At 69.7% G+C, this 19,746-nt stretch carries 24 protein-coding genes; 20 read left to right on the top strand and 4 right to left on the bottom strand.

Annotation, left to right across the window (positions count from 1 at the left end; genetic code table 11):
- Positions 1-318: 318 nt before the first annotated feature.
- Complete coding sequence (locus JQN84_RS13595) at positions 319-1,167, top strand: VHL beta domain-containing protein (protein ID WP_204958702.1); 849 nt, start codon at positions 319-321, stop codon at positions 1,165-1,167.
- A 449-nt stretch (positions 1,168-1,616) separates the two neighbouring features.
- Here the strand turns inward: JQN84_RS13595 and JQN84_RS13590 are convergent, their stop codons facing one another.
- A complete protein-coding gene (locus tag JQN84_RS13590; protein WP_204958701.1) occupies positions 1,617-1,973 on the bottom strand; it encodes a hypothetical protein in 357 nt (118 codons plus the stop codon).
- Between the two features lie 709 nt (positions 1,974-2,682).
- Between JQN84_RS13590 and JQN84_RS13585 the strand changes: the two genes are divergently transcribed.
- Positions 2,683-3,000 carry a hypothetical protein gene (locus JQN84_RS13585; RefSeq protein WP_204958700.1) on the top strand — a complete coding sequence of 106 codons (318 nt, stop codon included), beginning with the start codon at positions 2,683-2,685 and terminating at the stop codon, positions 2,998-3,000.
- Positions 3,001-3,723: 723 nt separating this feature from the next.
- Here the strand turns inward: JQN84_RS13585 and JQN84_RS13580 are convergent.
- Positions 3,724-4,077, bottom strand: a complete 354-nt coding sequence (locus JQN84_RS13580; RefSeq protein ID WP_204958699.1) for a hypothetical protein — start codon at positions 4,075-4,077, stop codon at positions 3,724-3,726.
- A gap of 640 nt (positions 4,078-4,717) precedes the next feature.
- Here JQN84_RS13580 and JQN84_RS13575 point away from each other — a divergent pair.
- The gene (locus JQN84_RS13575) at positions 4,718-5,275 is read left to right on the top strand and encodes an HD domain-containing protein (protein ID WP_204958698.1); all 558 of its coding nucleotides are present in this window, start codon (positions 4,718-4,720) and stop codon (positions 5,273-5,275) included.
- Here the strand turns inward: JQN84_RS13575 and JQN84_RS13570 are convergent.
- Positions 5,272-5,742, bottom strand: coding sequence for an NUDIX domain-containing protein (locus tag JQN84_RS13570; RefSeq protein WP_204958697.1), 471 nt, complete (start codon positions 5,740-5,742; stop codon positions 5,272-5,274). The two genes, JQN84_RS13575 and JQN84_RS13570, sit on opposite strands and share 4 nt — an antisense overlap.
- A gap of 4 nt (positions 5,743-5,746) precedes the next feature.
- Positions 5,747-6,505 (bottom strand): XRE family transcriptional regulator, encoded by a 759-nt coding sequence (locus JQN84_RS13565; protein WP_204958696.1) that lies wholly within the window; start codon positions 6,503-6,505, stop codon positions 5,747-5,749.
- 179 nt (positions 6,506-6,684) lie between these two features.
- Here JQN84_RS13565 and JQN84_RS13560 point away from each other — a divergent pair, with 179 nt between their 5' ends.
- The 17 genes from JQN84_RS13560 to JQN84_RS13480 all read left to right on the top strand — a co-directional run bounded on the left by JQN84_RS13560 (position 6,685) and on the right by JQN84_RS13480 (position 19,730).
- Positions 6,685-7,005, top strand: a complete 321-nt coding sequence (locus JQN84_RS13560; RefSeq protein ID WP_204958695.1) for a hypothetical protein — start codon at positions 6,685-6,687, stop codon at positions 7,003-7,005.
- A gap of 234 nt (positions 7,006-7,239) precedes the next feature.
- Positions 7,240-7,668: a DUF3307 domain-containing protein gene (locus tag JQN84_RS13555; protein WP_088643448.1), complete on the top strand. Its 429-nt coding sequence runs from the start codon at positions 7,240-7,242 to the stop codon at positions 7,666-7,668.
- 118 nt (positions 7,669-7,786) lie between these two features.
- The gene (locus tag JQN84_RS13550; RefSeq protein WP_204958694.1) at positions 7,787-8,716 is read left to right on the top strand and encodes a hypothetical protein; all 930 of its coding nucleotides are present in this window, start codon (positions 7,787-7,789) and stop codon (positions 8,714-8,716) included.
- 88 nt (positions 8,717-8,804) lie between these two features.
- The gene (locus JQN84_RS13545) at positions 8,805-9,671 is read left to right on the top strand and encodes an FtsK/SpoIIIE domain-containing protein (protein WP_088643446.1); all 867 of its coding nucleotides are present in this window, start codon (positions 8,805-8,807) and stop codon (positions 9,669-9,671) included.
- Positions 9,668-9,877 carry a hypothetical protein gene (locus JQN84_RS13540; protein WP_088643445.1) on the top strand — a complete coding sequence of 70 codons (210 nt, stop codon included), beginning with the start codon at positions 9,668-9,670 and terminating at the stop codon, positions 9,875-9,877. The genes JQN84_RS13545 and JQN84_RS13540 overlap by 4 nt, the downstream gene beginning before the upstream one ends.
- Positions 9,878-9,963: 86 nt before the next feature.
- On the top strand, positions 9,964-10,404 hold the full coding sequence (locus tag JQN84_RS13535; protein WP_088643444.1) for a DUF6197 family protein: 441 nt from the start codon (positions 9,964-9,966) through the stop codon (positions 10,402-10,404).
- Positions 10,401-10,700: a hypothetical protein gene (locus tag JQN84_RS13530; RefSeq protein WP_088643443.1), complete on the top strand. Its 300-nt coding sequence runs from the start codon at positions 10,401-10,403 to the stop codon at positions 10,698-10,700. Before JQN84_RS13535 ends, JQN84_RS13530 begins: the two co-directional genes overlap by 4 nt.
- The gene (locus tag JQN84_RS13525; protein WP_088643442.1) at positions 10,697-11,041 is read left to right on the top strand and encodes an RRQRL motif-containing zinc-binding protein; all 345 of its coding nucleotides are present in this window, start codon (positions 10,697-10,699) and stop codon (positions 11,039-11,041) included. Before JQN84_RS13530 ends, JQN84_RS13525 begins: the two co-directional genes overlap by 4 nt.
- Positions 11,042-11,111: 70 nt before the next feature.
- Positions 11,112-11,870, top strand: coding sequence for a hypothetical protein (locus JQN84_RS13520; protein ID WP_088643441.1), 759 nt, complete (start codon positions 11,112-11,114; stop codon positions 11,868-11,870).
- Positions 11,867-12,133, top strand: a complete 267-nt coding sequence (locus tag JQN84_RS13515; RefSeq protein WP_088643440.1) for a hypothetical protein — start codon at positions 11,867-11,869, stop codon at positions 12,131-12,133. Before JQN84_RS13520 ends, JQN84_RS13515 begins: the two co-directional genes overlap by 4 nt.
- Positions 12,133-13,953, top strand: coding sequence for a replication initiator (locus JQN84_RS13510; RefSeq protein WP_088643439.1), 1,821 nt, complete (start codon positions 12,133-12,135; stop codon positions 13,951-13,953). The genes JQN84_RS13515 and JQN84_RS13510 overlap by 1 nt, the downstream gene beginning before the upstream one ends.
- Entirely contained in the window at positions 13,950-14,225 is a 276-nt protein-coding gene (locus JQN84_RS13505) for a helix-turn-helix domain-containing protein (RefSeq protein WP_088643438.1), read from the top strand. Before JQN84_RS13510 ends, JQN84_RS13505 begins: the two co-directional genes overlap by 4 nt.
- Positions 14,225-15,496 carry a tyrosine-type recombinase/integrase gene (locus JQN84_RS13500; protein ID WP_239485284.1) on the top strand — a complete coding sequence of 424 codons (1,272 nt, stop codon included), beginning with the start codon at positions 14,225-14,227 and terminating at the stop codon, positions 15,494-15,496. Before JQN84_RS13505 ends, JQN84_RS13500 begins: the two co-directional genes overlap by 1 nt.
- A gap of 344 nt (positions 15,497-15,840) precedes the next feature.
- Positions 15,841-16,653, top strand: coding sequence for an HAD family hydrolase (locus JQN84_RS13495; protein ID WP_194823264.1), 813 nt, complete (start codon positions 15,841-15,843; stop codon positions 16,651-16,653).
- 295 nt (positions 16,654-16,948) lie between these two features.
- Entirely contained in the window at positions 16,949-17,842 is an 894-nt protein-coding gene (locus JQN84_RS13490) for a hypothetical protein (protein WP_204958693.1), read from the top strand.
- Positions 17,839-19,203 carry a methyltransferase gene (locus tag JQN84_RS13485; protein WP_204958692.1) on the top strand — a complete coding sequence of 455 codons (1,365 nt, stop codon included), beginning with the start codon at positions 17,839-17,841 and terminating at the stop codon, positions 19,201-19,203. Before JQN84_RS13490 ends, JQN84_RS13485 begins: the two co-directional genes overlap by 4 nt.
- The gene (locus JQN84_RS13480) at positions 19,098-19,730 is read left to right on the top strand and encodes a TetR/AcrR family transcriptional regulator (protein ID WP_204958691.1); all 633 of its coding nucleotides are present in this window, start codon (positions 19,098-19,100) and stop codon (positions 19,728-19,730) included. Before JQN84_RS13485 ends, JQN84_RS13480 begins: the two co-directional genes overlap by 106 nt.
- Positions 19,731-19,746 lie beyond the last annotated feature (16 nt).

Here is a 19,746-nt window from a genome sequence, read left to right as displayed (position 1 = left end):
CGCCACGGCCGGTGATCTGTTATGCCGCTTCGGTGGTGGGATCACGACCGGGCTGGCCGTCAAGGTCTTCCCGGTCGGCCCTTCGACGCCTCCGTCGACCCGGTAGGAGGCACTGACCAGCAGCGGGGCATCTTCGGCACACCGCACGGAGGGCCGGGACGACCGAACGACGCCGGCCGCAGCGGTGCCGTCCCGATGAAGAACGCGAAAAAACGTCCTGTTCACCCCGCCCGAGTGATTGACGGCATACCGCCTCGTACGCAGATAATCGTGACCGCCACCGCGAAGGTGGCATCCGCCGCTCTCGGAAACGGGGCCATGGCCGACTCACCCGACGACACACCCCCCACCCTGCGCATCGGTGGCTGGCTTCCGGCACCCCGGTACCGCCAGACGCTGCCGCCGTACCTCGTCCCCCCGACCGGCCGGCACCTGATCGACATCCCGGCGTCCGGGTCACCGAGCGACCCGCTGCCGTCCCCCGTGCACGCCGTCGAACCCGCCGGCATCGGACGGACGCTGCTGTTGGCCACCGTGGCGTTCGGCCTGGTGACCAGCCTCGTCCTGGCCCTGTCACCGTTGTGGTCCGGACCCAAACGCGACGGTGCCGCCCTCCCGGCGACACCCTCCTGGATCGCCGATCGCCCGGATCTCGCGGCCGTGGAGAGCCCCACGCCGGTCGCCGACTACTCGCCCGCCCCGGCTTCGATGGCCACCCGCGCCGCGACCCCGGTCGCGCCACCCCCGGCACCGCCCCGCCAGCCCCACCGACCCGCTACGGGTACGACGTCCCGCCCCACCCCGACCACCACGCCGCCCCGGCCGGCGCCGACGACCACCGCGCCCCGCCCCACGCCGAAGCCGCCGACGAACCCGCCCGGACCGGCCGAGTTGACCGCGCTGCCGGGCTGGCAGGAACACTCGCTGCGGTCCAGTTCGAACGGCCCCTCGACGTACGTCGAGTTCGTCAACGCCCGCAGTTCACGGGTCGTCGTCTACTGGCTCGACTACCAGGGGCAGCGCCGGCAGTACAAGGTGCTCGACGCCGGCCGGTCCTACCGCCAGCAGACGTACGTGGGGCACCCGTGGGTGGTCACCGACCGGCACGGCCGGGCCCTGGCCTGCTTCCTACCCGCCCGTACGACGATGCGGGCGGTCGTGCGGTAGTCCGGTCATCCGCTTCCGCGTCTTCTACGGACGGCCGTTGAGCAGGGCACTCTTAGTGGACTATCTGTCAGCGACCCGACGGACAAATCGCGGGCCAGTGCTATGACGCCACACGCGGGATGCTTGACGGTCGATCGGCGCAGCGCCGCCACAGCACAGCGGCACCCGGCTGCAACCGGACGCCGCATTCGACTCGACCGTGTGCAACGGGAGCGCTTCCATGGGAAAGGGACGACCCCCGTCGGGGGGATGCGGTCTCAACCTGTCGGCTGCTGCCAGATAGTGCTGACCCACGGCAACGAGCAGGTGCCGAACGTCGGCGGCTGACGTTCTGGTCCGACCCTTGCCAATGCTCCCGCTGCCTTCTCGCTGCCTTAGACGTCTCACTTCCACGGCATCGAGGGGTGGCGGACCGCACGGCTAGTACGGCCCGCCACCTGCTACCTCTCCTAGCGCTGCCTTCCGGCCAACCACATCCGCACCACGAACACGGTCAAGGCGAGAACGAAGGCGGCACTTGACCCCCACACCTTGATCAACGCTGGCGCATCTACCAGCAGCAGGAGGAGAGCCACGCCCACCGGCCAGATCATGACCGTGAACGCGTCCACGAGGTGGGAGAAGCTCACCGAGGTTCGCCCGGCCCCGTCCCGGAGGCGCACTTTCCCCTGGAAGAACCCGACCTTGATCTCGGCCTCAGCCTCGATGTCTTCGCTCTGCCCCCTCGCGGTCGGCTCGTTCTCCGGATATCCCTGCCGCGTCAGGTCGTCTTCGACCTGACGCCCAGGCTGGGTGGGACTCGTCATGCCCCTTTTCACCCTTTCGCCCGTTGGTAGGGCTACTCCCCCGCCACAGCCCTTTCCAGCTACTTTGCGCAGACCCAGCGGGGCTACGGTCAGTCACCATAGCACCCACGATCACACGTCATACGGCAGCAGGACCCGCTTTTTACCGTACGTGTGTACTGGTCTTCGCTGGATGGTCACGAAGTTACCGGATGTCGCAAAACCGACAAAGTCTGGGATGTAGCCGCGACGCCACGGAGGGTAATCTCTGCCCATTGCCTGATAGATGCTGAATCGTTAGGCGGAGTGATAAGAGCAACACCCAAGTGATCCCTAGCAGCCAGAGGCAGCCTCAGCGGGGCCTGGTCCCAGCCTGCACGAGCATCAAACCTGCATCTAGTGTGCTCAAGAGATGCCTGGTACTGTGCCGCCGACTAGCACCCCTAGTCGAGACTGTAACAGTGTGAGACATTGGAACAGTCGCAGGTGATACATGCGTTGTATGGCTCTAGCTATGGCGAGCGGGTACGTCCTGAGTCAGGACATGCCTCCAAGCTCGCACTGCTGGAGTGGCGGGCCGAAGCAGTCGTTTGCCGGCGAGAGGCACGGTCCGCGCCTGCGCCCAGAGGAGAAGGAGTACGCCGTGGCCAAGACGGGAAGTGTGCTGGGCCGACCAGGGGCGGGACTGGTACCTCAGCTCACGACCCCTGATTATCCGAGAGGAGTGGACGTGGGCAGCCGATCCTCCGAGGACCGACGCCAGGCCAACACCGAGCAGCCAAGGGATTCCCAGGGCGACCATCCGGCCGGTGGCGGTGGCGGTGGCGGTGGCGGTGGAAGCTCATTGGTACGCGTGACTGTCAATCTAGCGCCTCGTGCGGTCGAAGCCTTGGATCAAGCTTGCGAGAAGACCCGGGACACCAAAACCGACACGATCAATCGAGCCTTGGTTGTCTACAATCTCGTACTTGAACTGCTAGAACGTGGGGGCGGGCGACTCAAGCTCGAAACCCGTGAAGGCCAGACCGAAATCGTCCACATCCTATAACTGCTTTGCACGGAGGGCGCTCCCGCCAACCACCCCTCAAGCGCCCAAGACTGCAAAGAGCGCACGTGAAGCCCGGCTAAGTGCCGGGCTTCACGTGTATCTAGCCAAAAGGGCCAAATCAGAATCACCTGAATGGGGCTCGGGAACCCTACCTGGCGCTTACTCCCTGCTCTCTCCCTTGCAACGCAGTCCCGCGTTTGACAAGCAGCCATCCCGCCTTAGCTTGGGGCACCAGTCGGAAGCGGTTTGCCCATCCCGATGCCCTACAGATATCAAGCCGGCAACCCCTTGCCCCCCAGGCAACGATCAAGCTGGGCCGACCTGCCCCTACCCCCGTCGCACCCTGGACTCTCGGTCCGTCATCGTCCACCGGTGTGCGCGCCGGTCCGCCCCGATCGTCACTCAGTTAGTCACCCATGCGAGGTTGAAATGGCTCGTCGTCCTTTCGGGGTCAAGTCCTTGCCGTCGTGCCTCGGCATCGTGATCCTCCACGAGAACATGTCGACGGAGTGCGGCCGGGCCGACTGCCCCGGAACGGGTTCGATCCACGCGGCAGCCAACGTGCGCGCTTGCGGCATCACCCGCTGCGAGCGGTGCCCGTCGGGTCCGGGGTGGAGCGAGTAGACGCCTTCGGTGTGAAGGAAAGATCAGTCGCCGCTGAGCTGTGTACATACCCGGACTGAGCTGCTGAAACGGTCCGCCATTGTCCGTAGGCGTCCAGCGTTATCGCTCCCTGTCGTCACCCAGGTTGTCACCCGCTCTCCCACTCCTATCGAGAACCTCGTTCGCGAATTCGATTGCCTGGCGGGCTTCCTCGTCGGCGGCGGCAAGATTCAGTGCCGCATCGCGTCCCTGTTCCTCGGCCCGTTGGAGGTTCTCGATAGTTTTGTCCGCCTCAGCCACAAGGTCCATGCGGCCGAGAGACATCGCTTGAGCGCGTAGCTCGTACGCCTGCCGAATGAGCTCGGCACCTTTTGGATCATGGAGTGCCCCATGCAACTCGCGTTGATCCTGCTGAGAGTCCTGCCGTCGTTTCGCGAGCCTCTCGGTGGCTGCCCGAAGATTCTGTTCGTTCATGTCATGGAACATACGCGCCAGGCACGACGCCCTAGCCATCCCGTCTGCCGTCGACCCGCACTCCTGTGGAGCGGGCCGCCGCCCGGCCCGCCACGTCAAGACGGCCTTGACGGCTCGTACGGACGCTGGCGGGTCGGGCGGTGGTCTGCTCGGCTCGCCCGGGTCGACGGCGGGCGGGATGGCTCCCCACCCCAACCACCCACGGACCGCAAGCCGCCGACGGACCCCCGGCATCCCGGAGCCCGAGCGCCCCCGCCGGAGGCGCAGTAACCGCAACCCCGCCACCGGCCCGCCGCCCGCCGACGGACCCGGCGTCCGCTCCCCTACGCCGCGCGGTGCTCGCCGCGCGGCCCGGCCGGCTGCCGGCCCACCCCCACCCCGGAAACGGCCTGTCGTCAGCCGGCGGCCCACCGGGCTACCCGCCCTCCGCGCCAGCCCGCCGGGCGTGTTGCGGGGCCGGAGTCGGAGCGCCAGCGGAGCGACGGACGCGCGCCCAGGCGGCGGCGCGTGCGGCCCGATCAGGGCCGCCTTGAAGACGTACAGAAACTATGAACCACATCGCCGGCAGCCGGCCGCCCCCGCCCGTCGGTGAGCGGACATGGGATGGTGCGCGGACCCCGTCGCTCCGTACCCTGGCGGGATGGCCGACCTCGTCGATACCGCTCGGGAAGTTGCGCGGCACCTGTTGGAGACGCCGTTACCTCGTCGGTGGAGTCACGTCCAGGCGGTGGCCGCCAAGGCGGACCGGATCAGCGCGGCGGTCCCGGTCGAAGATCGCGCGGTGCTCGTAGCGTCGGCGTGGCTGCATGACGTGGGCTACAGCCCCGACCTGGTCGACACCGGCTTTCACTCCCTCGACGGTGGCCGCTGGCTACGGCGTGAGCGGTTCAACGAGCGGATTGCCGCCCTGGTGGCTCATCACTCCTGCGCGTGGCTGGAAGCGGAGGAACGTGGGCTCGGTGAGGTCCTGGCTGCCGAGTTCCCTCGGGAGGAAACAGCGGTGACCGATGGGCTCTGCTTCTCGGACATGACCACCGGGCCCGACGGCCAGGACTTCGAGGTGTTGGAGCGGCTGGCGGAGATCCGGTCGCGGTATGGGCCGGAGCACCTGGTGACCCGGTTCATCGGTCGGGCGGAACCGGAGATGGTCGCCGCCGTGCAACGGACTCAGCGCCGGCTTGCGGGCAGCGTCGCTTAGCCGATGTAGGGCTCGGGGCGGTCCTCATAGCCGTGGGTGATGCGGAGCAGGGTCGACGGGTGGATGTCGAGCGCGGCCAGCTCGTCGCGGGCCACCCACCGGACTTCGTGTGACTCGTCGCTCGGGGTCGGGGTACCGCTGATCGGTACGGCGCGGAAGCAGAGCGAGAACTGTTGCCGTACCTCGCCGTCTGAGTACTCGATGACGTGACCGGGGTCGGAGTAGACGCCGACCATGCCGACCACTTCGACACTGACGCCGGTCTCCTCGCGGGTCTCCCGGACTGCCGTCTCGGCGACCGATTCGCCGATCTCCTGACCACCGCCGGGCAGGGACCATAGGCCGTTGTCGGTGCGCTGAATGAGCAGCACCCGGGCCTGCTCGTCCCGGACGAAGACGGAAACGGCGACGACGATGCTGTTGGCCTTCGGCGCGTTCGGGTCGTGGTAGTGCTCGGTTCTCGCCATGTCTCTAGGCTGCCACCTCGTCGCCGGGTCGGCGCTTCGAGGCCAACACGACTCGATCGAAGCTGTCGGAGTAGGTGCGGAACAGGTCGCCGCCGTTGAGCTTGCGTAGGTGCATGACCGGCGCGTGGGGCGCCGGGAAACCGAGGACGTGCATGTTGACCAACATCTCGTCGTCGAAGCGGTAGATCGAGTTGTACAGGGTCGTGTCGTGGTAGAGCACGTTCACCCCGGGCGCATCGTCAAGCTGCTTGTAGTACCCCTGGACCTGGCGGATCTTCGCGGCCATCACGCCGGGCGCACCCTCCTCTACGCTCCTTCGCTCAATCGCGGCGCTGGTCGGATCACCGAGCAGGATATTCACCGTTACGCCGTCAAGGCCCTTTTGACGCAGGACGTCGACAAGCATCGGGTCCTGCTCCACGAGGAATAGGCCGGCATAGGCCAGTACGTCGATGCGCTGCTCGGCCCGTTCGATCAGTCGTCGCCACAGATCGTTCGGCACCGAGGAACGCCGGGAGTAGAGCTGAACCATTTCGCTCTGCCCGATTTTCGATGCCCGTTCCGGTGTCACTGCCTCCGGCCAGAGATACGGGACGTCTTCGCGCACCATCGCCGCGATGGCGTGTCGATGACGCGGGTACGGCGTCCGATTCTGGGTGATCCAGCGTTCCACGGTCTTCGCGTCGACCCCGATCCTCTCGGCTACGGCGACGGGAGTCAGGCCGTTGCGCAGGATGGCATCGCGTAGCCGGTCGTTCGGCATCGGACACTCCTCAAGGGACGACTTTAGGACGACTACAAGGTAGCCGAGACGTCCCATAGTCGTCCAGCCCATCGGATGGGCTGTCCCCCGCTTTCCGGGAGTCTTGACCGCAGAGGCCAAGAGCAGAAAGTCCACCGGGGACAAGCTCACTACCTGGCCCGAGACACAGGAGGTTTGTTGTGAAGCTGTACGTGGACACCCAGAGCAAGCAGGTTCAGGTGACGAGGGACCCGGAGCCGAAGAACGACCAGAACGGCAACCAGCGGTCGGAGAAGAACACTGGCCGGCTCATGTGGTCCACCCAGGTCTTCGTGCTCGACGAGACCGGTGGCGAGATCATCACCATCACCACGGCGGGAGAGAAGCCGAGCGTGACGGTGGGACAGCTCGTCGCTGTCGAGCAGTTGGAGGCCATCCCGTGGGCGACCAACGGGCGTAACGGCGTCGCGTTCCGTGCCATCTCGCTGAAGCCGAAGGCTGGTGCCTCGGCGGCCAAGTGAGGTTCCTCGCTCACCGTGCTGTGTGAGCCTCTGGTGTCTTCGCACGAAGCGGCCTGACGGTCCGCTGATCTGATCCGCCCAAGGTTCCGGGAGCGTTTCTGGCTCCTACTCTCCCGGCCCTCGGCAACCTGCGGTTGCCTTCTCGATATGGCGCGGGGTCGGTACTGGCTCCTACACCTGCCGACCCCGCCTGCCATCCAACCCGTCTGCCCATTGTCGTTGGGAGTGGTTGTCATGCTCGTTTCCGCCATCGTGTTCGCCGTTGTCGCGGCGACCTTCTACGCCGGTCACCAGGTGGCCGACCACGTCTTCGGTCAGTCCGACAAGCAGGCCGCCCACAAGGCCGCTCCCGGCTGGGACGGCTGGCGTCACCTGCTGGGCCACATCGTGGCCTATCACCTCGTGGTGGTGGTCATGTTGACCATCGCCATCGTCGCGCTCGACCTGCCCGTCACGGGTGTCGGGCTCGCTGCCGGTGTCGGCTTCTCCGCCGTCTCCCACGCCATCCTCGACCGGCGTTGGCCGGTGCGGTGGCTGCTCATCCACACCGGAAGCGCCGACTTCGCCGACCGTCAGGCCCCGATCTGTGGCATGTACCTGGCGGACCAGTCCCTACACGCGGCCTGCCTGTGGGTCTCCGCGCTGCTCATCGCCTGCATCTGAGCCCATCGGCTGCTGCGGCGGCCTGAGTGATTTCGAGCGCGGGGCCGGTACTGGCTCCTACACCTGCCGACCCCGTGCTCTCCAACCCATCCAGCCCAATCGCTTGGGAGGACGTGTCATGTCCAAGTCTAGCCCTCGCCGCTCGTTCGGGCGGAAGTCAACCGGAACCGTGACGGTCATCGAGGCCAAGGTTCACCGGTCGTCGGCCCGAAACGCCCGTATGGCGTTCATCCTCACTGCGGTCATCATCGGCGTACTCGATGCCGTGGTGGCCGCTGCCTACGTACACCCGATCATCGCGCTGTTCATCGGCGCGGCCGTCAGCGTCCCGTGTGGCGCGCTGGCCTGGCTCCTGGTCCGCATCTGGCCGGTACTGCGGCTGCTCTGGTGGTGGACCCCGGAAATCGTCCTGGCCGTGCTACTGCTCACCGGCTGGGTGCAGCTCGCCACCCACACTCCGACCCCGGTCACCCTGGCCGTCGTCGCCGTCGTCCTCGGCGTCCCGGCTGCTGTTCCTGCTCTGCGCCGTCAGGTCGTCGCCTGGGTGTGGTGCCTGATCGTGCGCCACCGGCTGCGGGTGTGCTTCGCGCAGTTCATCATCGCCAACCAGTCGGGTTCCCTCCCGCTGATCCTCTGGGCCACGCCGACCCCGGTCGGTGAGCGGGTCTGGGTCTACCTGCGGCCCGGCCTGTCCCTGGCGGACCTGGAAGGCCGCCTCGACAAGATCGCCGTGACCTGCCACGCCTCATCCGTCCTGGTCGAACGGGCCTCGGATGGCAACGCCGCGTACCTGCGGTTCGACATCAAACGCCGCGAGGTGCTCACCGCGACCGTCACGTCTCCCCTGGCCGACGTCATCGACCCGGACGCCCCGGCCACCGACCGGCCGACGCCGGTCATCCCCACCGCCCTGGACCTGCCCGACGTCCAGGCCCCCACCATCACCCTGCCCGTCCAGCCCAAGAAGCAGGCCGCCACGTCGGCCAACGGCAGCAAGCCGGCCCCCGCGCCGTCGTCGGACGCCGACGACCTCTCCGACTGGCTCTGATCCCACCCCTTCCCGACCCGGACGCGGGGAGCCCTACGGGCTCCTTCGTGTGGCTTCCCGCGCCCACCAACGCCCAAGGAGGGCACCCATGGCTACGGCATCCGCCCCGACCGCCGGCATTCCGGTGGGGCCTGGCCTGTCGATGTTCGACCCGATCTTCATCGGCATCGACGAGTTCGGCCAGCACGTCTACATCACCCTGGCCTACCGAAACCTCCTCGCCGGGGGTGAACCCGGTGGAGGCAAGTCCGGCCTCCTCAACACCATCGCCGCTCACGCCGCGCTCTCCGTCGACTCCCGCCTTGTACTGCTGGACGGCAAGCTCGTCGAGCTGGGTCAGTGGGAGGACTGCGCCGACGCGTTCATCGGCCCCGACATCACCGCCGCCCTCGACGTTCTACGACGCCTGCAAACGGTGATGAACAACCGCTACGCCTGGCTACGCGCCCACGGGCGTCGCAAGGTCACCGCCCTCGACGGACTCTCCGTCATCACGGTGCTGGTCGACGAGATCGCCTTCTACTCCGCCACCATCGGCAGCAAGCAGGAGCAGGAAGAGTTCGTCGCCCTGCTCCGCGACCTGGTCGCCCGGGGACGTGCCGCCGGCATCCCCGTCATCGCCGCGACCCAGCGGCCGTCCTTCGACATCATCCCCACCAGCCTGCGGGACCTGTTCGGCTACCGCGCCGCGTTCCGCTGCACCACCCCCAACAGCTCGAACATCGTCCTCGGTCACGGCTGGGCCGAGCAGGGCTACACCGCCACCGACATCGCCCCCACCAACCAGGGCGCGGCCTACCTCATCGCCGAAGGCGGCACCCCTCGCCGCATCAAGGTGGCCTACCTCGATGACGCCCAGATCGCCGGCATCGCCGACTACGCCACCTGGACCCGTCGCCCCACCCGCTTATCCGCACCCACCGGAGCCCGAGTCGACTGGGAGACCGCCGCATGAGCCTGCTACAGCGCATCCACGCCCGTCGCGCCCCGCGACCGACCACCCGATACGTCAACCGCTTCGTCGTCGGCACGCCCGCCGAACTCGCCACGCTCCTGAAGCTGGCCGCCGATCACGGGATTCTCGCCTTCGCCTCCGCGCCCGTGCCGCTGCCCGACGACCCCACCCGATTCCGCCGCTACCTGCGGCTCCGCACCAACTGAACGGCCGACGGAACCGGCTCAAGCCCTGGAAAGCAGACCGGTTCCGCCGACCTCCCACCAAGCCCTTCTGAAAGGACGTGGCTGCCGTGAAGGCTACCCAGAACCCACCCACCACCGGAACGGTCACCCCTGCTGACCTGCTCCGGATGGCTGCCCTCTACCTGCGCCGGCACGGCTGGCACCAGGGCACCTACTACGCCCCCACCACCGACATCCCCACCCCGCCGGCCTGCGCCGCCGGGGCTATCCGCATCGCCTGCGCCGGTCGCCCGGTCGAGCAGTTCGCCCAGCTCGACGGCGACACCATCGCCGACTACGTGACCGCTCTCGACGTGCTGGTCGACCACCTCGACGCCACCGCGCCCGTGTTCTTCGTCGACGAGGACGGCTACCTCCTCGACGAACACACCTCCCCCTACTCCTGGAACGACGACCCGACCCGCACCGCCGAGCAGGTCGTCACCGCCCTTGAGGCCGCCGCCACCGAGTGGGACCGCCTCCACACCGCCGGAGGTGAGAACCGGTGAGCACCGTCAAGGCGTCCTTGACGCCATCCGTTCCCCGGCAGAAGCGTCGGGAGGTCGTCGAGAACGACCAGTTCGCCGCCTTCACCCGGCGCATCATCCGCGCCCACGGCCGACGCGTCGCCACCGGCGACGTCGAAGCACTCCGTGACCTCGTCGCCCTCTCCGCCGACCTCGACCGGGCCATCGGTGACGCCGTCATCGGCCTGCGGGCCTTCGGCTACTCCTGGGCCGAGATCGGCTCCCGCCTCGGCATCTCCCGCCAGGCCGCCCAACAGCGTTGGGCAGACCGCTCATGACCGTCTTCTACGACCCGACCGGCAGCCGCTACGGCATGCCCACCTATCCGTACCGGATGGCCCCCGACGGCCTTGCTACCCGGCGGCAACTGCGCGCCGCCGGCCTCCGGCCCGCCGGGCAGGAACCCGCCTGCCAGGTCCTCTGGCGTCGCGGTAAGCGCGTCGCCTACCTCTACCGCCTCGACCTCGCCAAGCCGAAGCGGACCGCCTCGCCCGCCCAACGGGAAGCCATCACCAAGGCGCTCCGCGCCCGCCGCACCTGTCAGACGTGCGGCCTGGTGCAGCCCTACTACATCCCACGCCGCTACGGCTGCTGCCTCGACTGCCACGGAGGCCACTAATGGGCGTCCTGATCACTTTCGCCGTCATCCTGCTCATCGGCATCGCCATGGCCTACATGGGCGGTGTCCGATGAACCGTCAACCCGCCGGCCCCCGCATCGAGGGCGTCGTCCTGGTCCTCATCCTCATCACCGTCGCCGGCTTCGCCGGAGCGGCCTCGTTCACCCATGTCAAGGACTGGACCCTTGCCAACTCCCCCACCGGCACCGGCGAATGGTTCGGCTGGGCCAACGCCGTCATCTCCGAACTCGTCCCCATCGCCTGCCTACTGACCATCCGCCGACGCCGCCGGCTCGGCGCTTCCATCGGCTACCCGCTGTTCCTGCTCATCGCCGCCGCTGGCCTTTCCCTCGCCGCACAACTCGCGGTCGCCAAACCCGGCCTGTCCGGGTGGCTCCTGTCCGCCGTACCCGCCCTGGCCTTCATGGCCCTGGTGAAACTCGTCCTCGCCCCCGTCAAGAGCGACAACCCCACCCCGCCGGCCGCCGAGCCTGCCGAACCCATCCACGTCCAAGTGACCGAGCAGGTCACCACCGAACCGGCACCGCCGGCCGCCATCACCACCGACCCGGCACCCATCACGGTCGCCCGGCCCACCGAGCCGGAACCCGTCGCCGCTGCGCCTGTCGCGCCGCAACCCGCCACCATGCTGGCCCCGGAGCCGGTCGACGTCCCGACCCACCTGCTGCCCATGGCCCGCTTCGCCGCCGTTCAGCACGAGCAGAACACCGGAGCACCCATCACCCCGGGCGAGCTGGCCGACCGGCTCGACGTCACTCCGGCCGTCGCCGGGCAGCTCCTCATCACCCTGACCGGTGGTGCCCAATGACCATCGTCATCGTCGACATCGAACACGCCACCCACACCTGCCCCGTCTACCCCGACGGGCACCCGTACGACATCCGGCGCACCGTCGTCGACGTCATCCCCGGCGGACCCTGCCGGGCACCGGTCACCGTCCGCTGCGGCGAACAGACCACCCGCATCCCCTGCCACCGGCACGAACCGACCAAGCGCCAATGCGGCGCCTGCCGGGTCATCGTCACGGAACGCACCATCACCACCCGCACCCCCAACGGGACTGCGGCCTGATGGGCTCGACGCTGGACCTCACCCCCCGCGCTTCGGCCCGGGGGGTGGGCTCGAACGCCGACGTCCCACCCATCTACGACTACACCGCCGCCGGGGCCGCCTTCGAACGCGCCACCCGACCGGACTACTTCGGCTGGATCGAGCACGTCCGCGCCGCCGCCGGCTGCACCCGCCCCATCCGCCTCGCCGGCCAACTCCTCACCGTCGACCCCACCACCGGCCGGGTTCTCGATCAGCGGCACACCGACGCCATGCCCGACGCGGTCATCTACACCGCCTGCGGCAACCGACGCGCCACCGTCTGCCCCTCCTGCGCCCACACCTACCAACGCGACGCCTACCAACTCCTACGCGCCGGCCTCGTCGGCGGCAAGGGCGTACCGGACACCGTCAACCAACACCCGGCGGTGTTCCCCACCTTCACCGCACCGTCGTTCGGACCGGTCCACGTCCGGGCGGTCCGCAAGCACACCTGCCGGAACCGTAAGCGCTGCGACTGCCGTCCCGACCCCTGCCACGCCCGCCGTGCCACCGACCCGGCCGCCGGCCGCTGCCCCCACGGCCGCCCTGCCGTCTGCTGGGCCAGGCACGAACCCGGAGACGCCACACTCGGTCAACCGCTGTGCCTGGACTGCTACGACCACGATCACCAGGTCGTCTGGAACCTCTTCTCGGGCGAGCTGTGGCACCGCACCAAGCAGGCCGCGGAACGACACCTCGCCAAACTCGCCCGCCACCGCGGCATTCCCCGCGTCCAGGTCGTCACCGCCGCCGGCAACACCCGCACCGTCCCACCGGTCCGGCTGTCCCATGGCAAGGCCGCCGAGTTCCAGGCACGCGGCGCGGTCCACTTCCACGCCCTCGTCCGCCTCGACGGCGTCGACCCCGACGACCCGGCCGCCGTCGTCCCACCACCGGCCGCGTTCACCACCGCCGACCTCGTCGACGCGCTCCGCCACGCCGCCGCGCAGGTCGCGTTCGCCACCCCCACCCACCCCGACCGGCCCGACGGCTGGCCGATCGCCTGGGGCGAGCAGCTCGACATCCGACCCATCACGCTGAACGGCCACGGCGAGGTCACCGACAGCATGGTTGCCGGCTACCTTGCCAAGTACGCCACCAAGAGCACCGAGGTAACCGGGCACCGCTCCGTCAGGCTCACCGCCGACACCATCGGCGACCACGCCGACCCCGACGGCGACCACACCGCCCGCCTCGTCGACGCCTGCTGGCGCATCGGCCAACCCACCGGCACCCCCGTGCCCCTCTGGCAACGGCCCCGCGACCACCGGCCCCGGCCTGGCTTCGTCGATCGCTGGGAGTGCCCCGACTGCGGCACCCACACCCGGTACGCCGCCTGCCCCGTCTGCGTCGCCGACCGTCAAGCCGCCCTTGACACCAAACCGGCCAACAGACCGACGACCAACCCCTACGCCCGGCTGCGCCGCTGGGCGCACATGCTCGGCTTCGGCGGCCACTTCCTCACTAAAGCCCGCCGGTACTCCGTCACCTTCCAACTGCTGCGCGACACCCGCCGCCAACACCGGCAGCACGAGGGCCAGGACCACGCGCACCCGACCGGCGGCCAGCTCGTCGACGAGCACGACGACACCACCCTGATCGTCGGCACCCTCACCTTCGCCGGCGTCGGCTGGCACACCACCGGTGACGCCCTCCTCGCCAACACCGCCGCCGCCATGGCTCGCGAGCGACAAGCCACCGGCCGCGAAGAACTCGCCCACGAACTCAGCACCACCCCGGCCGGCATCACGCCGGCTGCCGTCCAATCCGAACAGACCTGGGGAGGTCATCCGTCATGAGCACCACCGCCCGCCCGAGTCCCGTCGTCCGGCTCGTCCCGCGTACCGGGGTCACCGTCGTCGGGCCGGTCACCTACACCGTCCGGGAGGTCGCCAAGCTGCTGGGCATCTCGCTGGGCAGTACGTACGCCCTCGTTCGGGACGGCACGATCCCGGCGACCCGCCTGGGTGGTCGCTGGCTGATTCCCCGCGCCCGCTTCCACACCTGGCTCGACGGCGTCACCGAGGAACCGGCCGCCGCCACCGGCACCGAGCACGGGCGGAGGCGCTGATGGGCTTCGTCCGCAAGACTCCGGCCGGCACCTACCGCGCCTGTTGGCGCGACCCTGCCGGCGGGCAGAAGTCCAAGAGCTTCCGCACCAAGCGGGAGGCCAACGTCTACCTCACCGAGGTCGAGGGAAGCCTCAACCGAGGGACCTACGTCAACCCGCACGCCGGCCGTACCCGCTTCGGTGACTTCGCTCAGCAGTGGCTCGCCACCCGGACCGTCGAGGCGCGCACCACCGAGCGGACCGTGTCCATGCTCCGCACGCACGTCCTGCCAAAGTGGGGTGACTGGCCACTCGGCAAAGTCGACTTCATGTCGGTGCAGGAGTGGGTGAGCGGCCTCGGTCGGGATCTCGCCCCCACCACCGTGGCCAAGTGCTACCAACTCCTCTCGATGATCCTTCGGACGGCGGTTCAGGCACGGCTGATCGCCACCAACCCGGCCGAGGGCGTGAAGCTGCCACGCGACCGGTCCCGCGACGTCAAGCCGGTCACGATCAGCCGGGAAGACTTTCTCGGTCGGCTACTGCCCGCCGTGCCACCCCGCCACCGGGCGATCGTCTCCACCGCCGCCGGGGCCGGGCTGCGCTGGGGTGAGTGCGCCGGGCTGACGTGGTCGTCGGTCGACCTCGACCGGGCATCGCTGCGCGTGGTCCAGGTGGCCGAGGAGACCCACGGCGGGATCGTGCTGCGTCCGTACCCGAAGAGTCGCGCCGGGGTCCGGACCGTACCGCTACCCGGCTTCCTGCTGTCCGCGCTCCGCGAGCTGCGGGCCGCCACCGACGACCCGGACCCGCGCACGTTGGTCTTCCGTGACCGGGTGGGACGGCCACTGCGGCGGTCGAACTTCCGGCGTCGGGTCTGGCTGCCGTCGCTGGTCCGCGCCGGCCTGCTCGGCCAGGTCGTCGCCACGGGCCCGCACCGGTACCGCACGGTCTGGACCGATCAGGAAGGCGTCGAGTGGTCGGCCGAGTTCACCACCGAGCGGGAAGCCGTCGCCTGTGTGGCGGCCAGGTCCGCCGGCGGGATGCGCTTCCACGACCTGCGGCACGCCTACGCCACCTGGCTGGTCACCGACGGTGTCCCGATCAATCTGGTGCAGCGGGTCATGGGGCACGAACAGGCGTCGACGACGCTCAACCGGTACACCCACACCCCGGACGACTATGCAGCGCGCGTCCTGGAGGCGTTCGACGGCTCCGCTGCCTTTTTGCTGCCTCCGGCCGAGGAAACGCCATCGGCACACCGCCTCGACAAGGAAGATGACGACCTGTGAACTGGCCGGGAGCGCTTCCATGGGAAAGGGACGACCCCCGTCGGGGGGAGACGGGGGTCGTCGAATGGTTCGGCTCCGGGGGGGTTGAGCCGAACCGGCCCGGCGGTCACGGGGGGTGCGACCGCCGAGGGTCTCTCAGCTTTCCGGCACATGAATCGTTGTCGTGAGGACAAGTCTGCCCGAGCGGACTGTTCACGTCGAGTGTTGTCGACCCCACTCATTGCGAAATTATGTTCGGAGCGTGTGACTGCGATCACGTTGAGCATTCGTGGCCGGAGTGCTCGCGCAGGTCGAGTGGCGTATGGACCCAGGGTGCCCGCCGACCCCACCGCATCGGACTAGACTTGCGCGCCGTGGGCCGAAGTGCCGCTTTCTTCGATCTGGACAAGACCGTCATCGCCAAGTCGAGCGCCTTGGCATTCGGTCGGCCGTTCTACCGGGACGGGCTGATCACACGACGGGACGTCGTGAAGTCGGCGTACGCGCAGCTGATGTTTCGGCTGGGCGGCACCGACGAGCAGACCATGGCCAGGACCAGGGATTATCTCGCCGCGCTCTGCAAGGGTTGGCGGGTGGAACAGGTCCGTCAGATCGTCGCGGAGACGCTCCACGAGCTGATCAACCCCTACGTGTACGCCGAGGCCGCCGCGCTGATCGAGGAGCACCAGGCGGCCGGCCGGGACGTCGTGCTGGTCTCCGCCTCCGGCGAGGAGATGGTCCGGCCGATAGGCGCGCTGCTCGGGGTGACCGACGTGATCGCCACCCGGATGAGCGTGCAGGACGGCCGCTACAGCGGCGAGGTGGAGTTCTACGCGGCCGGTCCGAGCAAGGTCGAGGCGGTCAACGAGCTGGCCGCCGCCCGGGGCTACGACCTGGCCGACTCGTACGCCTATTCCGACTCGTACAGTGACCGGCCGTTGCTGGAGTGCGTGGGGCATCCCAGCGTGGTCAATCCGGACCGGGCGCTGCGCCGGCTCGCGGTGGAGAACGCCTGGCCGGTGCTGGAGTTCCGGCATCCGATCCCGCTGGGCCGGCGGCTGCGGGAGCGGCCGGCCGTCCCGGTGGCCGCGGCGGCGCTCGGCGTCGGCGTCGGGGTGGCGATCGGTATCGCCTGGTACGGGCGGCACCGCCGTACCCGCGCCGTACAGGCCGCCTGACGAACCCGGCCACCGGACGACCTGACCGGCCCACCTGACCAGCCCCGGCCAACCGGCCGGACAGCCCACCTCACCGTCGAGGCACACCGGCCGGTCCCACCGTCGCCGACCGCACCCGCCGTCGCCGACCGCACCGCCCGCCGGGTCGACCGCCGGAACATCTGCACCGCAGCCGCACCCGAAGTGACGACCGGCACCCACCACGCAGCACTTTCCCTGCCTACCCCCGATTGAGCGATCGCTCAAACACGCCTATGCTCGATTTTGAGCAGATGCTCAAAACTGGGAGGCATGGATGAACGAGCAGGACCGACCGCCCCGACGGACCGCCGCGAACTGGGTGCTCGCCGGCCTGATCTCGGTCTTCGGGCTGCTGGTCTTCATCGCCACCGTGCGCGACGGGCGGGCCGACAGCGCCCTGCTCTTCGTGCTGCTCCCGACGGCCCTCGCCGCCGCGCTCGCCCTGCTGCCCGGCCGTACCGCGCACGGCCGGGTCTTCGTGATCACCACGGTCGCCCTGCTGCTGGCGGCGGTCGCGCTGCACGAGGGAGCGATCTGCGTCATCCTCGCCGCCCCACTTGTCTACGCGGTATCCCACGGAACCACCGCTCTGATCCGCGCGCTGCGCGACGCTTCCCGCCCGTACGCCGTCATCGCGGTGCCGTTGCTGCTCCTGCCGGGACTGGAGGGCAGCGGACCGGCACCTCGGATCGCACCCGACCAGTCCGTCCAGGTGGTCCGGGTGGTGGAACTGCCGGCCGACCAGGTGGCCGCCCGGCTCGCCGCCGGCCCCCGCCCCGTACCGGTGCGCTCGGTGCCGCTGCGGCTGCTCGGCGTGCCCACCCCAGGCCAGGTCAGCGGGGACGGGCTCGACCCGGGCGACAGGTGGATGTTCGGCTACCACGGCAGCGCGCACGGCCCCGGCGGTCACCTGCTCGCCGAGGTGGAGACGGTGGGGGTGCAGCGGGTCGGATTCCGGTTCGTCGAGGACAGCTCGATCACCGCGCGCTGGTTCCGCTGGCGGCACGCCACGCTGAGCTGGCGGGCCGTCGACCAGCGGCACACCGAGGTACGCATCCGGGTGGACTACACCCGGGGGCTCGACCCCTCCTGGTACTTCGGGCCGATCCAGCAGGTCCTGCTCGGGGCGGGAACGGGACACCTGCTGGACATGATGGCGCTGCGATGATCGCCGCCCGTTACCTCAGCCTGGCGGTGCCGCTGCTGGCCGTGCTCGCCGCCGCCCGGGTCGACCGGAGCCGCGCCGGTCGGGCCGCGGCGCTGCTGGCCTTCCTGGCCGCCGGCATCGGCATCGCCGCCCTCGACGAGCTGGCCCGGCGTACCGGTTGGTACACGTTCGCCCCGGTCCGGGGGAGCTACCGGGGGATGCCTGTCGACCTGTGGATCGGCTGGGCCGTGCTCTGGGGTCCGCTGCCCGTGCTGCTGCGCCGGGCCCTCCCGGTGCCGCTGGCGCTGGGCCTGCTGCTCTGGGTCGACGCGGTGGCCATGCCGGCGCTGCACCCACTGGTCCGGCTCGGCCCGCACTGGCTGGTCGGCGAGTTGGTCGGCCTGCTCGTGGTGGCCCTGCCGGCGCAACTGCTCGGTCGCTGGTGTGCCGACCGGCGGCACCTGGCGGCACGCGCGCTGCTCCAGGTCGGGGTCTTCACCGCCCTGCTGCTGTGGCTGGTCCCCGGCCTGGCCTTCGAGGTCGGCGACGGGTCATGGGCGGCGGTCACCGGGCTGCCCCGGCCCGTCCTGCTGCTCCTCGCCCAGGTGGCGCTGGTGCTGGCCGCCCCGGCGCTGGCCGCGGTCCGCGAGTTCGTCACCCACGGCGGGGGCACGCCGTACCCGTGGGACCCGCCCGTGCGGCTGGTCACCACCGGGCCGTACGCCTACCTGGCCAACCCGATGCAGGCCGCCGCCGTGGCCCTGCTGTTGCTCACCGCCGCGCTCACCCGCAGCTCCGCGCTGGTGCTGGCGGCGGTGGTGGCGGTCGCCTTCAGCGTGGCGGTGGCCCGACCGCACGAGGAACACGACCTGGCCGACCGGCACGGCGGGGCGTGGCACGCGTACCGGAGGCAGGTCAGGGACTGGTGGCCGCGTCGGCGGCCCTACCACGCGGGGCCGCCGGCGGTCCTGTTCCTCGACGACGCCTGCGGTCCGTGCGCGGCGACCTGGCGGTTCGTCGCCCGTCGCCGCCCGGTGGGGCTGCTGGTCCGGCCCGCCGCCGACGCCGAGGGGGTGTTGTGGCGGGCGGCGTACGTCGACGGCGACGGCCCGGCGGAACGGGGGGTGGCCGCCGTCGCCCGCGCCCTCGGGCACCTGCACCTCGGCTGGGCGGTGGTCGGCTGGACCCTGCGGCTGCCCGGGGTCGGCTGGCTGGCGCAGCTGGTGACCGATGCGATGATCGCACCACCGCATCCGGCGGGCCCACGAGGAGGACGATGTCCGGCACCAAGCAGCGCCTCCTGGACGGCGCCATCACCGCCATCCGTACGCACGGCATCGCCGGCGTGTCCGCCCGCACCATCGCCGCCGCCGCCGGGGTGAACCAGGCGCTGGTCTTCTACCACTTCGGCACGGTCGACGAGCTGCTGACGGCGGCCTGCCGGGCCAGCACCGCCGACCGGCTCGCACACTGGTCGGCCCGGCTGGCCGGGGTGGGCTCGCTACGGGAACTGCTCGCCGTCGGGCAGGAGCTGCACGAGCAGGAACGCGAGCTGGGCAACGTCTCCTTCCTGGCCCAGATGCTGGCCGGGGCGCAGACCGACGAGCGGCTCGCCGCGCCCACCGCCGCCGCGCTCCAACTCTGGGTGGACGAGATCGAGTCGGTGCTGCGACGGCTGCTCGCCGGTTCCCCGTTCGCCGAGATCGCCGACGTTCCCGGCCTGGCCCGGGCCGTCTGCGCCGCGTTCGTCGGGCTGGAACTCTATGACGGGGTGGACCGGGCGGGCGTGCAGCGGGCGATGGCGGCGCTCGACCAGCTCGCCGTGCTCATCGAGATCGTCGACGACCTCGGACCGGTCGCCCGGCGGGCGCTGCGCTCGCGGGTGAACCGGGCCACCCGCCGGGACTGACCGCGCACCCGGCACC

It is taken from the genome of Micromonospora humidisoli, from assembly GCF_016900955.1.
GTDB lineage: Bacteria > Actinomycetota > Actinomycetes > Mycobacteriales > Micromonosporaceae > Micromonospora > Micromonospora wenchangensis.
This window is presented reverse-complemented; position numbering and strand designations above follow the sequence as displayed.

Bases quoted from the DNA above. Each gene is read 5' to 3' on its own strand.
- JQN84_RS13500 (WP_239485284.1), top strand. From the start codon at position 14,225: ATGGGCTTCGTCCGCAAGACTCCGGCCGGCACCTACCGCGCCTGTTGG.
- JQN84_RS13505 (WP_088643438.1), top strand. From the start codon at position 13,950: ATGAGCACCACCGCCCGCCCGAGTCCCGTCGTCCGGCTCGTCCCGCGT.
- JQN84_RS13520 (WP_088643441.1), top strand. From the start codon at position 11,112: ATGAACCGTCAACCCGCCGGCCCCCGCATCGAGGGCGTCGTCCTGGTC.
- JQN84_RS13515 (WP_088643440.1), top strand. From the start codon at position 11,867: ATGACCATCGTCATCGTCGACATCGAACACGCCACCCACACCTGCCCC.
- JQN84_RS13510 (WP_088643439.1), top strand. From the start codon at position 12,133: ATGGGCTCGACGCTGGACCTCACCCCCCGCGCTTCGGCCCGGGGGGTG.
- JQN84_RS13480 (WP_204958691.1), top strand. From the start codon at position 19,098: ATGTCCGGCACCAAGCAGCGCCTCCTGGACGGCGCCATCACCGCCATC.
- JQN84_RS13580 (WP_204958699.1), bottom strand. From the start codon at position 4,077: ATGAACGAACAGAATCTTCGGGCAGCCACCGAGAGGCTCGCGAAACGA.
- JQN84_RS13565 (WP_204958696.1), bottom strand. From the start codon at position 6,505: ATGCCGAACGACCGGCTACGCGATGCCATCCTGCGCAACGGCCTGACT.
- JQN84_RS13525 (WP_088643442.1), top strand. From the start codon at position 10,697: ATGACCGTCTTCTACGACCCGACCGGCAGCCGCTACGGCATGCCCACC.
- JQN84_RS13490 (WP_204958693.1), top strand. From the start codon at position 16,949: ATGAACGAGCAGGACCGACCGCCCCGACGGACCGCCGCGAACTGGGTG.
- JQN84_RS13575 (WP_204958698.1), top strand. From the start codon at position 4,718: ATGGCCGACCTCGTCGATACCGCTCGGGAAGTTGCGCGGCACCTGTTG.
- JQN84_RS13595 (WP_204958702.1), top strand. From the start codon at position 319: ATGGCCGACTCACCCGACGACACACCCCCCACCCTGCGCATCGGTGGC.
- JQN84_RS13570 (WP_204958697.1), bottom strand. From the start codon at position 5,742: ATGGCGAGAACCGAGCACTACCACGACCCGAACGCGCCGAAGGCCAAC.
- JQN84_RS13540 (WP_088643445.1), top strand. From the start codon at position 9,668: ATGAGCCTGCTACAGCGCATCCACGCCCGTCGCGCCCCGCGACCGACC.
- JQN84_RS13550 (WP_204958694.1), top strand. From the start codon at position 7,787: ATGTCCAAGTCTAGCCCTCGCCGCTCGTTCGGGCGGAAGTCAACCGGA.
- JQN84_RS13590 (WP_204958701.1), bottom strand. From the start codon at position 1,973: ATGACGAGTCCCACCCAGCCTGGGCGTCAGGTCGAAGACGACCTGACG.
- JQN84_RS13555 (WP_088643448.1), top strand. From the start codon at position 7,240: ATGCTCGTTTCCGCCATCGTGTTCGCCGTTGTCGCGGCGACCTTCTAC.
- JQN84_RS13545 (WP_088643446.1), top strand. From the start codon at position 8,805: ATGGCTACGGCATCCGCCCCGACCGCCGGCATTCCGGTGGGGCCTGGC.
- JQN84_RS13485 (WP_204958692.1), top strand. From the start codon at position 17,839: ATGATCGCCGCCCGTTACCTCAGCCTGGCGGTGCCGCTGCTGGCCGTG.